The organism is Dinghuibacter silviterrae (assembly GCF_004366355.1).
Taxonomy (GTDB): domain Bacteria; phylum Bacteroidota; class Bacteroidia; order Chitinophagales; family Chitinophagaceae; genus Dinghuibacter; species Dinghuibacter silviterrae.
In genome coordinates this window covers 1136065-1149218 of record NZ_SODV01000002.1, presented here as the reverse complement: position 1 = coordinate 1149218, position 13154 = coordinate 1136065, and the positions used below count along the sequence as shown (strand labels likewise).

Below are 13154 nucleotides of genomic sequence, written 5' to 3'. Positions count from 1 at the left end.
GAGACACGGGCAAGGTTGCCTGTTTATACAAATCGAAGACGCAGATAAAAAAAATCCCGGGGACGGATGCGGCCCGTAAGCACCAGGCCCACGAGGTAAAGCAAACTGGCGGCGCATAAGCGCGCCCATCCGGTCAGCCACGCCGTCCCCACCATCGCGCCCCCCACGCAAAGCGCACACAACACCTGTGTTCCCCAGGCCTCCGGAACGCTCACCTCCTCGATCCCCTTGTGGTACAACAAGGTCTGCACGAATATAGCGCCCAGGAATGCCACCGCCGCGCCCTCGTTCCCAAAACGGGGGATCAACAAAACATCCCCCACCACGTTCAGGACAAAACCCACGGCAAACGCCTTTAGGATCCAACCCAGCCGGCCATGCGCAAAGTGAATTGTCCATAGGTAATTATTGAGGTAAGTCACCGGGAGACAAAGCGACAACAGGAAAATGGTCCGCACGTTCACCGACCCATACATACCACCCGTCAGCGGGTCCACCACGGGCACCCAGGCCAGGTTAAGCCAAAGGACGGTTCCCCACGCCATCACCAGTTCTGCCCGGAGAAGGCGGTGGAGCACCTCTGCCCTGTCCGACGTCATTTCCCGGACCCAGCGCGTAAAAAGGGGCACCAGCAAAGGAGCCAGCGCCAGCAACGGCAGGGACGCCACCTCGAAAGCCTTATAGGCAAAGCTGTATTCCGCCAGCCGTGCCGCCGATACGAAAATGCCGATGAAGATCCAGTCGAAGCGGGAAAGTGCGGAGGAAAAAAGGACGACACCGGCCTGGGGGAGCGACTCCCGGACAAGGGCCACCCAGGAGAGGCGCTGCGTCGCCGTCGCTGTGTACAGCCCTCGCCCCAGGTACCAGCTCACCCCCCACTCCGCCGCATCCCCCGCGATAAAGATGCCGGTCAGCAGCGGCACCGACCAATTCCCCGTCGCCCAACACACCAGGATCGCCGCGGTCTTGACAACGGTGGATACGATCGACATCCTCATCAGGATCCCAAACCGCTCTTTACCCGCCGCCAGTTGTTTGTAGGGAAGCGCCCAAAAAAGCAAGGTCTTGGCCAACGCGATCCCCGGCAGGAACAGGTGCGGTTTGAAAAAACCGGGGAACAGAAACCAAAGCATCAGGACCCCGGCATAAGCCCCTACCCCCACCCAACCCACGTGGGCCCGGTAAATAGACAGCAGGGCCCCCGGATCGTCACCCGACGCGATCCGTTTGACGACCAGGGCATCCAAGCCCATCCCGAGGAGGGTATACCCCGTCAGACAAACTGCCAGCGACCAGTTCAGCTCGCCAAAGACGTCCTTGGAGAGCCCCCGGGAAAGGGCAAAGAAAAGGAGGACCCCCAAGGCCTGGTTAAGGCCGAATTGCAAAGCGCTGGCCGATATGTGCCGGAAAAACCGAGGCATCGCCTCCAAAGTACGGGGAAAAACCGTGTGGGTTGCGCAGGACATCAGTACATTTGCGCCATGTGCGATTTTACCTTCCCGATGACCACCAGCCCCGAAAGCCTGGTCGAAAAAATGAGCAAGTCCATCAGCGGCATCGGCGGAACCCTCACCGGTGACGCCAAGGCAGGGCAATTTCAGATCTCCACCCCCGTCGGCAAGATCACCGGCAGCTACCAACTGGCAGACCAGAACCTGCAGATCCACATAGAGGAAAAGCCTTTTTTTCTGTCCTGTGGACAGATCGAGGGGCAGCTCAAAAAGGCACTGGAAGGTGCATAAAAGACCACATAAGCGCATCCAATAGGTTGATTACCTATCTTTACCAAAATTAAATGGCCTATGTCACTACCCGTTAATAACAAAGGAAAAGGAAAAAAAGACGGCAAAAACGCCGGCGGTGCCGCCGGGGGATCCAAATTCATCGTCAAGGCCACCGCCAAGGCCGTGGGTGGCAGTAAAAAGATCATGAAGACGGGCGGGACCCGGGGGAGCTGACCAGCTTCATCACGGCTTCCTTATACACAAGACCGATCGGGATCTCTCCTTTTGCCAGGGTAACCGAATTCCCATAGATACTGCGGATCCGGGAGATGGACACAATATAGGACCGGTGGACGCGGATAAAGCGCCCGGAGGGCAGTTGTTTTTCCATATCGCCCATGGTTTGGAGGGTGACCACCGTGTACCCTTCCGCCACGATCTTCAGGTAGTCGCGCATCCCCTGGATGTAAATGACCTCCGCAAAATTCACCCGGAAGAATTTCCCGCCGGATTTTACAAACATAAAGTCCTCCCCTGGAGTATCGGGCAGACGGCTGAGCAGCCTGCCCGCATCCACCTTTTGAAGGGCCTTGGAAAACCTGTCGAAAGAGATGGGTTTTAACAGGTAGTCGATCACGTTGAACTCATAGCTTTCGAGGGCATATTCCGCATACGCGGTGGTCAGGATGACCAGCGGCGGATCGGGAAGCGTGCTCAGGAAGCTCAAACCGCTCATCCCCGGCAAACGGATGTCCAGGAACATCAGGTCGACCTCGCTTTGCTTCAACGCCTCCCGGGCTTCGGACGCCGTACGGTAAACCCCCACCAGTTCAAAGGAAGAAATGCGTTCCAGGTGACGCCGGATCACCTCCTGCGCCAGCTCTTCGTCCTCTACGATGATACAACGGATCAAGCCACCTTGGATTTGAGGATTAAAGATACGGTGAAGGCGTTCTTATTGAGCATGATGTCCAGGTGATAAGCATCCGGATAAAGGGTTTCCAGCCTTTCCTTGGCGTGTTGCAGCCTGAGCGCGCTTTGACGCGAAGCCTCTTTGTCCGTCTGGATAATGTCCAGCTCATAGGAGCCCGGGTACAACAGGTCCAGCAGGCTCTTGCTGTTCGTAATGCCCTTGCCGTTGATGCGCTTCGCCTGGGATTCGATGTCCGCCTCCGTGCTGTTGATGACGTTCAGCACAATCCGTCCCTGCCCGATCTTTAGCGTGATGTAGATGAACGGTTCGGCATAATCATTGTCCATCGCGTGTTTAAAGCCATTTTCTATAAAGGCAAGGAAAATAAACGGCTCGATCATCACGTCCTTCGGATCCCCTTCCACGCTAAACCGGATGTCCGCCTTGTGCCGGATTTGTTCGAGCGCAATATAATTCTGAATAAAAGCAATTTCCTTCTCCAGCGGTATCTTCTCCTCGTTGCATTCGTAGATCAGGTACCGCATCAGGTCGGCCAGCCGCACCACCACCTCCGGAGCCTTGTCCGACTTTTGAAGACTCAGGGAATAGATGCTGTTGAGGGTATTAAAAAGAAAATGCGGGTTCAGTTGCGACCTCAGGTAGCGAAGCTTGAAGAAAAAGCTTTCCTCCTGCGCCTGGGTGACGCTCTCTTTGTCTTCCACAAACCGGAGCGCAAGGGCGATGACCACCGACAAAAACATGTTGATGAGGATCCAGATGCTTTCCCTGACAAACGTCGGTGTCGAATACATAAAGAACGCCTTTTCCACCTCTTTTAAGGGGGCAAGGGACAGTAAGGCATACACGCCGAGTACCAGGCCATGGATCAAGACGAAAAGCCCTACACTCAGCAAGCCAAACATCCCAAACCGCCGCGCGATCAGGTGCCCCCATACCGCCTCCCGGGCATACAACATATACACCGGCCAAAGCGCCAGGTTGATATTAAACAGGATGATCCACATCCGGGCGTCTCTCGGAAAAAGGGTAACGCTATTGACCAATGGGTAAATCAGCAAGAGGGGCAGCCAGAACAAGGACACCGCCCGGGGGCCGCGCATCCTTTTGCGGTCATTATCGTATTCCATATTGTGCGTACCTTTTCCATAAAACTACACAGCGGTTACCACAAGAACGAGGGAATTCGACCAATGCAGGACAATCTCCGACAAACTTTTACCGGCCTGGCGGGCATCCTTTTTGTAGCCCTCCTGGCCTATACGATCACCCACCACGAGCTCTGGGGAGACGAGATCCACAGCTGGAACATCGTCAAAGCCAGCAGTTCCCTCGCCGCGCTGTTCCACAACATGCGCTACGAAGGACATCCCCCCCTGTGGTACCTCCTCCTATATCCCCTCACCCGTCTGACCCACGACCCCCGGGCCATGCAACCCCTTCAGTTCGTCATCGCCTGCGCAGCGATGGGGTTGCTGCTGTTCCGCTCGCCGCTGCCGCTCTTTGCCCGCCTGCTGGCGCCTTTTGGGTATTTCTTGTTGTATGAATACGGGGCCTTCAGCAGGAACTATGCCATCGGGGTGTTGCTGGCGTTTTGCATTTGCATCGTGCTGGCCCGCGCGGCTCCGATGCTGCCCGCTGCTCAGCGCGGGGCCGACGAGCCCGCGCTCCCGGGACGGCAGGCCGGGGGCTCCACTCCCACTGAGCGCGGCGCGGGGGCGCGCCCCCGCTTCCGCGTCTGGCTGTACTACCTTTTGCTCTTGCTGCTATCCAACACCCACCTCCTGGGCTTGCTGCTCGCGTTCAGCTTTCACGCCTGGTTCCTCCTGTCGCCGCGGAAGACGTCGCGCCGGAAGCTGTCGCTCCACCTGCTGGGTTTCGTGGTCCTGTTGCCTGCGGTCTTCTTCATACTGCCTCCGGGTGACAGCCAGATGAACGCCGGTTTCTGGCTCCACCACTGGGACCTGCACCGGCTGACGCCATCCCTTCAAGCACCACTCCGCGCATTTCTCCCCATGCCCGCCTGGTGGGAGGACCACTGGTGGAACACCGAATGCCTCCTCGGCTGGAAGAGCCTGGCCCTTTTTGGCGCACTGGCAGGGCCCGTGTTGGGTTGGATGGGTTTGACGCCCCGTGGCAGGGTGCTCTTTGCGATCAATTTTATCGTCACGCTTCTTGCCGGGCTCGTGTTCCCGCTGACCAGCGCCAGGTATACCGGATTTCTGCTGATCGGGTGGTTTGCGGCAGCTTGGGTGGGGACGGCCCGCGACGGCGGCGGCCGCAGCGACGCGGACACCCGCGGCGGTGTCGGCGCTCCCGCCAGGCCCCGCCGATGGCCGGCCCTCCTCCTTCTGGCGCTGCAAATACCCGCCGCCGTTTTTGCGGTCTGGCAGGACGGGCATCGTCCCTTTTCACGGGCGGATACCGCTCCCCAGTTGGTGGGCGAGGTTCCCGTAGGCGCGCGACTGGTCTGCGACTACTGGGCCCTCAACCCCCTTGCCGCCTTTACAGACAGCGCATTTTACTGTATAGACCTCGGGGAAAAACGGGCCTTCCTCCGGTGGGACGGCGACTTTGCCGCCAGGCTTCAACGACCGGACCGTTATGTGGATGGCGCGCGCCGCCTCGGACCGGGGGCGCTGTACCTCATCTCCACGGCCTCCCCCCCGGAACTGGAGCGGGCAGCCGGCCCCGGTTTCCAGGTGCGGTTAATAGACTTCAGGGATGGTGCGATTGAGAAAGGCAGTAACCTTTATCTGTATGAGGTGGACACCATGGGGAGCCATTGACGCTCGCCTTCGCCGTACAAGGTGCTTTGACGCAACCCCCATTTGTGGAGCCGGTAACTGAGTGCCACGCGCAGGACGCCGAGCCCGTAGACGACACTGGCCCTGAAATGAATGCTGGAGGCATCCGGGAAATAGGCCGTCGGGCAGGTGACCTCCGCGATCTCATGACCCTGCATACAGATCTGGGCCAGGAGCTCGTTGTCAAAAACAAAACCGTCGCTGTTCCGTTTAAAATCGATACCCGCCAGTACCCGGGCGGAGAAGGCCCGGTAACCCGTATGGTATTCGCTTAACTTCTGCCCCATCAGGATATTTTGGACCAGCGTGAGCACCCGGTTGAAAAAATATTTATACCGGGGCATTCCCCCTTTGATGGCCCCGCGTCCAAGGATCCGCGACCCGAGGACGACCGGGTACACCCCCTGTGCGATCAGGGAGGCCATGGCCGGGATCAGCCGGGGCGTATACTGATAATCGGGATGGAGCATGATGACGATGTCCGCCTCCAGCGCCAGGGCCTTTTGGTAACAGGTCTTCTGGTTGCCCCCATAGCCCTTGTTGCAATCGTGTTCGATGATGTGCCGGATGCCTAGGCGGCGGGCCACCGCCAGGGTTTCGTCCTTGCTGGCGTCGTCCACCAGGATCACCTCGTCGACGATGTCAAAAGGAATGTCACGATAGGTCCGCTCCAATGTGCGGGCGGCATTGTAGGCCGGGAGGACGACGACGATCTTTTTGTGCTGGAGCATGTTGCTCGTAAGTACGAAAAGAGTGCCCCCGGGGTTGCGGGGCCGCCCGCCCGCTTTGCGGGCAGAATCAGTAGATTTGACGCATGAAGGTCTTCCTGGGCACCATCCTCCTCCTGGGCTGTCTGCAAGGCATCGTCAGCTGCGTCCTGTTGTTTCGCTCCAAACGGCACAGGCAGGCCAACCGGCTGCTGGGGGCATTGATCCTGGTGATTACCCTGGCGACCCTAAGGGTGTACGGCAACGACGAAGGGTGGTGGGACAAAGGGCTGGTACTCATACTGGTCGGGAACTTTGTCCCTTTTTTCCTGGTCATGGCGGCTGGCCCGTTGGCCTATCTGTATGTGCGGGCGTGCCTGGATCCCCGGTTTGTGTTCCGGAAACGGGACCGGATCCATTTTGTGCCCGTTCTTCTGGACCTGGTGCCCGTGATCACGGTTTGCATTTATGTCGTACTGCTGGCGTTCGGGCGGGTAAAACCCGGGGGCGGGGCCTGGGGAAATTTTATCGATTCCTATAATGTGTACGTGGATATACCCCGGTGGATTTCGGTGACCGTATACGTCCTGGCGGGGTGGAAGATGCTAAAGGGCGCGCCGGATAGTACCCGCTGGATACGGCATTTCCTGACGGGTCTTACAGTTTTCCAGGTCATCTGGCTGATCAACCTGATCCCTTATGAGTTTCCAGCCAGCGGCAACTGGATGCTGGATCACCTCGACTGGTATCCGCTCTATATTCCCATGACTGTCCTGAGCTATTGGTTGGGGATCAAGGGATATTTGTCTTCCCAGTTGATGCCGGTGTCGGGTGCATTGCTCACAAAGACGATGGCTCAGCAAACGATACGCACGCTGGAAAAGATCATGAAAGAGGACAAGGCGTACCGGAACCCCGACCTTAACCTGGCCCAGCTGGCCAAACAGGCGGGCGTACCCACGAAAACCGTATCGACCGTGTTGAACCAACACCTGGGGCAAAGTGTAAACGAATATATCAACGGGTACAGGATTAAGGAAGTACAGGAAAAGTTGCTGGAAGGTGGGGCCAGGGAGAGGACGATCGCGGGGTTGGCCTATGAGTCGGGGTTCAATTCTTTGCCGACGTTTCAACGGGCTTTTAAGGCCATCAGCGGGGTAAGCCCCAAAGAATTTCTGATCAAATCCGGTATTGAATAGGTCTGATGGAGCTTCGGGTCTTGTTTTGCTTCCATGAAACACTACCTGATCCTTCTCGCCCTGCTGCCCTTCGCGGCCAGCGCACAGTATGCCGGTGAATACGGCACGGCCGATACAACCCTTTTCCAGATCCTCCAACGGCCGGACGGATATTACTTATCCACCGAACATTACGGGAATATCCGGATGATCCCGGAAGGCGGTGGCCGGTTTACCCTCGACAGGGTAAAACCGGTGGCCATCGTCGATTTTGACACCAACAGCACGGGGCAGGTCACCCGGATGCTCGTGCACCAGGCGGGCCGCTTTACCTGGATCAAAGACACCCTTTCGGCGTCCCTGTTGGGGAGCTATCACCAGGATATAGACGCGTCTCTTCATATCCTGATTCACCAGGACGGGGAACAGTTGAAAATGGAAACCAAAAACCTGGATCAACTGAAACGGGACAAATACCGGGTCCTCGATGACACTTATACCTTTCAACGGGACCGGAACGGGCAAGTGGAGCGCCTGTTGATCGACCGGATCGGGGAACAGGTGTACCTCCCCCGGAAAAGCCAGGGGCTACAGCCGGCCCTGCGCATGCACGCGCCGGACCGTCACCTGGGGTTTACCCGGGCGGATACGCTGGAAGGAGCACCTTTACCGGCCAGGACGTGCTACGACGTCCTTTTTTACGACCTGGACGTAGCGCTGGACCCGTCACAACGGTCGGTCCAGGGGCGTAACCGGATTCGCTTCCGTGCGGTGCGGGATTTTGACAGCCTGCAACTGGACCTGTATGCCAACCTCCGGATCGACCGGATCCTTTACCAGGGGCACGAGCTGACTTATCACCGGGAATACAATGCCGTTTACGTGGATTTCCCCTCCACTGTATCACAAGGGACGCTGGGCGAGCTCGACGTCCAATACCATGGCAAACCCATCCTCCCGGACCCTTCGGTCCTGCAAGGCGGCATCCTCTGGTTGCACGACACCCTGGGAAACCCCTGGGCGGAATCCGTTTGCCAGGGAACGGGTGGCAGCCTTTGGTGGCCCGGCAAAGACCTGTTGAGCGACAAACCCGACAGCATGCGCATCACCTTGACGGCGCCTGCCGGGCTCACCGCCATATCCAACGGCAGGCTCCTTTCTACCCATAAAATGCCGGATGGGCGGAGCCGTTTTGAATGGTATGTCAGTTACCCCATCCTCAACTACAACGTGGTTTTTTACCTGGGAGACTACGTGCACTTTTCAGACAAGCGCATAGACTATTACTGTCTGCCGTACAGCCTGGACAAGGCGAAAACGGTTTTTGGCGGCGCCCCGGCCATGATGGACCTGTATGAACGGGATTTCGGCCCCTACCCTTTCGCCGGCGACGGGTTTAAGCTGGTGGAAGCCCCCTATCCCATGGAACACCAAAGCGCGGTCAGCCCGGGGCCCATTACCCCCTTGCCAGGCGGCACTTATGACCAGGCCGAGGTCATCCGTACCCTCTGGCACGAAAGCGCCCATGAGTGGTGGGGCAACAGTGTCAGTTGCGCAGACTTCGCTGACCTTTGGATACACGAGGCTTTTGCTACCTACACAGAGGTCCTGGCGTATACCGCTTTTTCCGGTGACAAAGCGGCGGCGGACTACCTCCGGGCACAGGTACCGGTAAACAAGGAGCCCATCATCGGGGTGTACAACGTCAATTATTTCTACTTGGGCGATATGTACAGCAAAGGGTGCCTCCTGTTGAACACCCTGCGGCATGCCATCCACAACGACTCGCTTTTTTTTGGCGCCCTCCGGGGTATCCAATCGCAATGGCGCTTCCGCTCCATCACAACGGAAGACCTGATCCGCTCCTTCAACGCCTTCACCGGAAAGGATTATACCTGTGTATTTGATCAATATCTGCGGCATACCGCCCTGCCAGTGCTGGAATGGTCCCTGCAAGACCGCCGTTTCCGTTACCGCTGGCAAGCGGACGTCCCGGGGTTTCAGATGCCCATACGCATAAACCTCGGGCCGGTCCTGCTCTCCGCCACCAGCGAATGGCAGGCGTTGAATCTCCCGGAGTCGGCCAGCCCCGAAGACCTGCGCGTAGATACGGACGAATTTTATGTACGGACAGTGCACAACTAGTATTCCAACCGCAACCCAAAAGATGGAAATATACCCAACCCGTCATCATAAGTCTTGCCGGTGATCGGCTGAAACTCCTCCCCGGCCTGGTCATAATAATCCAACAGGTCCACAATATCGACAAAGGCAACCATTGTCTTTTTCCCCCACCGGACCCGGTAGTCCCCGCGGATGTCCCAACTGATGAAGTCGTCGAGACGTCGGGTGGCACGGCCCGTGATCTCCTGGGAATAGCGGAGATAGGAGGGGTCCCCAAAGACGTCGCTGTGGATCACATAGGCATCCTTGGGCCGGCCTGTGGCATAACGGAATTTGGTGGAAAAGGCCCAGCGGTTGTTGGGCTGATAGCTGGCCAGGAGGCTGACGATATGGGGCTGGTCATAGTCGAAGTTGTACATACCCCGCCCGTCATGGTCGTCCCTGCGCGAGCGCATGTAGGAATAGCCGATCTGGCCGTAATATTTGCTGGACAATCGTTTCGTAAGGCTTACATCCACCCCGTAGGCGTAGCCGGTGCCGTTGTTATTGAGCAGGCTTTGACCACTAAAAGGTTGTACGATGAGATCGTTGAATTGTTTCCCCCAGGCTTCCGCAACCCACTTGAGGTCTTCGGAGAAATAGTGTTTGTACCCAAGGATGTATTGGATGGTTCGTTCTTCCTGAAGCCGGTGGCCGGAAGGTTGTCCACCGATATCTTCGGGGAGGGGGTCTTGGTAAAATATGCCGGTGGCGAAATTGATGCTCCGGTGGGCGTCCAGCAGGAAACTCCCGCTCAGACGGGGGGAAAGTGTTTGCTGAGCAGAGAACCAGGTGTAATCATAACGAAGACCGGGGTTGAGCACCAGCCAGGGAAATGCCGTCCAGGAGACGTTTGAATAAACGGATGCATTCCAGGCGCTGCTATGCACCGAGGCATTAAACAGTGCGGGCGTCAGCTCCAGGTAGTTCTGGCCGGGTGCCCGAATATCGTCTTCCGTAAAGGTATACAGCGTATCGGTATGTGTCAGGGTCTGGGCGTTGTCAATAGACATCCACGAGGCGTCGACGCCGGCGGTTAGGGACATCCGTTCCCAGTGCTGGACGAAAACAGACCGGTATCCTGCTTCGGCCTGGTCGTTTTGACTATGCTGCAAACCCGTTTCATAGCGGATGTGGGACTTATCTGCAAAGTTCCCCTGGCTATCGGCTTCGGGATAGGCAATACCCAAGTCTGCCCGGGCGTTCAGCGAGCGGTAATACACGACATTTTTCCAGTAACTGTTCTTGCTCGTCAGTGTCCTAAGGTTCAGCCCTGCAAGGAACTTGTTGTTGGTCGTCGTCACCAGATCGGTGCTTTGAATGGTGGTTTGTTGCTTGACATCATCTATACCCAAGGTATACTTCTCCGGATTGTACATGACCAAAAGAGATAACTTGTTGTGTGCGTTCAAAGCCGTTGTCGTTTTGAGCATATAGTCACCATACATCGGCAACCCGACGTCCTTTAGGCCGACCACCTTTTCCAGCAAATAGAAATTCTGATAACGCGCCGTGGCGAACATACTGGTGTTCTTATCCATATACGAAGGCCCGTCATAAATCAGGGTAGCGCCCAGCAGGTCCACCTGGGCGCTAAAGGAAGGCGTTTCCCGGTTGCCTTCCTTGATACCCAACCCCAGGTAAGACGACGACTTCCGTCCGTATTCCGCCCCGAAGCCCCCACCCTGGAAGGTGGCATTGTCGACGACCCGGGGCGCAAAAATGCTAAACCGGCCACCGTTGGGATCATTAAAAACGGATCCGCCGCCCGACCCTTCCAGGTGGGATACCGCTGTCATAGGAATATCGTCCACCATGTAGACATTGTCTCTTACGCCTTGTCCGCGCACGGCAATGGCAGAAAACTGTCCACCGCTGCTGGTGACCCCTGGAAGGATGCCGATCACCCGGAAGATGTCCCCCTGAGCTCCCGGTGTGCGGAAGATCTCTTCCCGGGAAAAGGAGTACGTGGAAACAGGCAACGCAGGGTTTTGCTCGTTCCGGAACGTTTTTATCGTTACTTCCTTTAACGACGATATATTATTCAGGAGTTCCGTTTCAAGGTAAAAAGTCTTCCCCGATGTAATGACGACCCGGTCTGTTTCTTTTGGTTGAAATCCTACGCTGCTCACCTGGAGGATATATTCCCCTTCGGGGATCCCCTTTATGGAATACATACCCAAGGTATCCGTAACGGTCGTCCAGCGGGTATCCTTAATAGAAACGACGGCAGCGGGTATCGGTTGTTTGGTGGATTGTTCCAGGATCCGTCCTTTTAAGCTACCCTGGGCGAATGCGGTACCCATAGTCATAAGGACCAGGCAGCAGAATAATGCGCATTTCATACGATTTCGGTATTTATATGATAAAAATAAACCGAAATCGAAGTATTAAATACCGGTAACGAAGTTTTTACATAGATATTACACCGAATTCGAATATCATGAAAAGTTTAAGCAAGCGCTTAATGGGCAAGATGTGTCTTTACTGAATGGGGCTTAAAGGTGAATCTCTGGGCCCGGACGATGCTCATTCCCGGTGCCTGACGCGGCCGTGGATAGTCCTCCCCCGGGCCTTCTACAATAGCCAGGAACAAAAGGGTGAGGAGCAAACGCGGGGCCATGTCTTGTATTTACCGCAAGGTATGGTTCCGTTGCAGGGACGTATCCAACGATGGTGTGGAAAACCGGAATTTGTGGGTCAACGACGGGAGCGAGAGGGCAAACAGCGGCAACGTAGTGTACGGTTGGGAAAATTTTGATTAAATTGATCTTTTGCTTGCTATGCGACTCCTTCTTTGCACAGCCCTGGCGCTGGTCACCCTGATTGGCCGGGCCCAGCACCTGGACCGGCGGCTCCAGAAACGGGTGGATTCCCTCACGCAGGGCTTTCATGGCGATGTGGGTATTTATATATACGACCCTGGTCGGGACCGGTATGCAGCGTGCCAGCCGGATGCTCTTTTTCCGACGGCGAGTATCGTCAAGATCAGCATTCTCCTGGGGATCATGGACAAGATCCGCACGGGCGCCCTGGATTACCACCAGCGCCTGACGTATACGGATTCGCTTTTCTTTAAAGAAGGAGACGATATCCTTTCGGACTTTACACCGGGGAGCACCATCGAATTGAGCAAGGTGATGATGCTGATGCTGACGATCAGCGATAACTGTGCGAGCGTTTGGCTACAGGGGCTTGCGGGCGGGGGTACCCGGATCAATGCGCTCCTGGATAGCCTGGGTTTTTCAAAAACGAGGGTGAACAGCCATACACCGGGCCGGAGCGCCGACTGGGAGCGATATGGCTGGGGACAAACGACGCCCCGGGAGATCGTACACATCATGGACAGGATCGTCCGGGGCGAAGTGTTTGATCCGAAGTCCAGCGCGATGATGCTTCGGTTGTTGGGCCGTCAGTATTGGGACGAGGAGGCTTTGTCGCAAATCCCGGCGGGTGTTTTTGCGGCGGACAAAAACGGGGCGCTGGACAGTAGCCGGAACGAGGTGGTGTATGTCCATGGCAGACACCCTTACATTTTCAGCATTTTTACAAAGAACAATACGGATACGCGGTGGACGCAGGACAACGAGGCCTGGGCGCTGACGCGACGGCTTTCCGCGTTGCTTTGGACCTATTATCGATGA

Annotated in this window: 12 protein-coding genes; 7 read left to right on the top strand and 5 right to left on the bottom strand. The window is 56.6% G+C overall.

Going from position 1 to position 13154, the window contains the following annotated elements; translation table 11 throughout:
* Positions 1-23: 23 nt before the first annotated feature.
* Positions 24-1421 carry a lipopolysaccharide biosynthesis protein gene (locus EDB95_RS21975; protein WP_162852724.1) on the bottom strand — a complete coding sequence of 466 codons (1398 nt, stop codon included), beginning with the start codon at positions 1419-1421 and terminating at the stop codon, positions 24-26.
* 60 nt (positions 1422-1481) lie between these two features.
* Between EDB95_RS21975 and EDB95_RS27370 the strand changes: the two genes are divergently transcribed.
* Together EDB95_RS27370 and EDB95_RS27365 are read left to right on the top strand one after the other, a co-directional pair.
* The gene (locus EDB95_RS27370; protein ID WP_162852723.1) at positions 1482-1742 is read left to right on the top strand and encodes a hypothetical protein; all 261 of its coding nucleotides are present in this window, start codon (positions 1482-1484) and stop codon (positions 1740-1742) included.
* A gap of 60 nt (positions 1743-1802) precedes the next feature.
* Complete coding sequence (locus tag EDB95_RS27365; RefSeq protein WP_162852722.1) at positions 1803-1958, top strand: hypothetical protein; 156 nt, start codon at positions 1803-1805, stop codon at positions 1956-1958.
* On the opposite strand, the gene EDB95_RS21970 is transcribed toward EDB95_RS27365, so the two are convergent.
* Positions 1927-2637 carry a LytR/AlgR family response regulator transcription factor gene (locus tag EDB95_RS21970; RefSeq protein WP_133997348.1) on the bottom strand — a complete coding sequence of 237 codons (711 nt, stop codon included), beginning with the start codon at positions 2635-2637 and terminating at the stop codon, positions 1927-1929. The genes EDB95_RS27365 and EDB95_RS21970 overlap by 32 nt on opposite strands.
* Positions 2634-3785, bottom strand: coding sequence for a sensor histidine kinase (locus EDB95_RS21965; RefSeq protein WP_133997345.1), 1152 nt, complete (start codon positions 3783-3785; stop codon positions 2634-2636). The genes EDB95_RS21970 and EDB95_RS21965 overlap by 4 nt, the downstream gene beginning before the upstream one ends.
* A gap of 63 nt (positions 3786-3848) precedes the next feature.
* Here EDB95_RS21965 and EDB95_RS21960 point away from each other — a divergent pair, with 63 nt between their 5' ends.
* The gene (locus tag EDB95_RS21960) at positions 3849-5444 is read left to right on the top strand and encodes a hypothetical protein (RefSeq protein WP_133997342.1); all 1596 of its coding nucleotides are present in this window, start codon (positions 3849-3851) and stop codon (positions 5442-5444) included.
* On the opposite strand, the gene EDB95_RS21955 is transcribed toward EDB95_RS21960, so the two are convergent.
* Positions 5408-6193, bottom strand: coding sequence for a glycosyltransferase family 2 protein (locus tag EDB95_RS21955; protein ID WP_133997339.1), 786 nt, complete (start codon positions 6191-6193; stop codon positions 5408-5410). The genes EDB95_RS21960 and EDB95_RS21955 overlap by 37 nt on opposite strands.
* Before the next feature lie 83 nt (positions 6194-6276).
* Between EDB95_RS21955 and EDB95_RS21950 the strand changes: the two genes are divergently transcribed.
* Positions 6277-7368, top strand: coding sequence for a helix-turn-helix domain-containing protein (locus EDB95_RS21950; protein ID WP_133997336.1), 1092 nt, complete (start codon positions 6277-6279; stop codon positions 7366-7368).
* Positions 7369-7401: 33 nt separating this feature from the next.
* Complete coding sequence (locus EDB95_RS21945) at positions 7402-9492, top strand: M1 family metallopeptidase (protein ID WP_133997333.1); 2091 nt, start codon at positions 7402-7404, stop codon at positions 9490-9492.
* Here the strand turns inward: EDB95_RS21945 and EDB95_RS21940 are convergent.
* Entirely contained in the window at positions 9489-11855 is a 2367-nt protein-coding gene (locus EDB95_RS21940; protein ID WP_133997330.1) for a TonB-dependent receptor, read from the bottom strand. The two genes, EDB95_RS21945 and EDB95_RS21940, sit on opposite strands and share 4 nt — an antisense overlap.
* A 276-nt stretch (positions 11856-12131) precedes the next feature.
* On the opposite strand from EDB95_RS21940, the gene EDB95_RS27360 reads away from it, so the two are divergent.
* Positions 12132-12275, top strand: coding sequence for a hypothetical protein (locus EDB95_RS27360; RefSeq protein WP_162852721.1), 144 nt, complete (start codon positions 12132-12134; stop codon positions 12273-12275).
* A gap of 18 nt (positions 12276-12293) precedes the next feature.
* Positions 12294-13154, top strand: a complete 861-nt coding sequence (locus EDB95_RS21935; RefSeq protein ID WP_133997327.1) for a serine hydrolase — start codon at positions 12294-12296, stop codon at positions 13152-13154.

Bases quoted from the DNA above. Each gene is read 5' to 3' on its own strand.
- EDB95_RS21975 (WP_162852724.1), bottom strand. From the start codon at position 1,421: ATGCCTCGGTTTTTCCGGCACATATCGGCCAGCGCTTTGCAATTCGGC.
- EDB95_RS27370 (WP_162852723.1), top strand. From the start codon at position 1,482: ATGTGCGATTTTACCTTCCCGATGACCACCAGCCCCGAAAGCCTGGTC.
- EDB95_RS27365 (WP_162852722.1), top strand. From the start codon at position 1,803: ATGTCACTACCCGTTAATAACAAAGGAAAAGGAAAAAAAGACGGCAAA.
- EDB95_RS21965 (WP_133997345.1), bottom strand. From the start codon at position 3,785: ATGGAATACGATAATGACCGCAAAAGGATGCGCGGCCCCCGGGCGGTG.
- EDB95_RS21960 (WP_133997342.1), top strand. From the start codon at position 3,849: ATGCAGGACAATCTCCGACAAACTTTTACCGGCCTGGCGGGCATCCTT.
- EDB95_RS21955 (WP_133997339.1), bottom strand. From the start codon at position 6,193: ATGCTCCAGCACAAAAAGATCGTCGTCGTCCTCCCGGCCTACAATGCC.
- EDB95_RS21950 (WP_133997336.1), top strand. From the start codon at position 6,277: ATGAAGGTCTTCCTGGGCACCATCCTCCTCCTGGGCTGTCTGCAAGGC.
- EDB95_RS21945 (WP_133997333.1), top strand. From the start codon at position 7,402: ATGAAACACTACCTGATCCTTCTCGCCCTGCTGCCCTTCGCGGCCAGC.
- EDB95_RS21940 (WP_133997330.1), bottom strand. From the start codon at position 11,855: ATGAAATGCGCATTATTCTGCTGCCTGGTCCTTATGACTATGGGTACC.
- EDB95_RS27360 (WP_162852721.1), top strand. From the start codon at position 12,132: ATGTCTTGTATTTACCGCAAGGTATGGTTCCGTTGCAGGGACGTATCC.
- EDB95_RS21935 (WP_133997327.1), top strand. From the start codon at position 12,294: ATGCGACTCCTTCTTTGCACAGCCCTGGCGCTGGTCACCCTGATTGGC.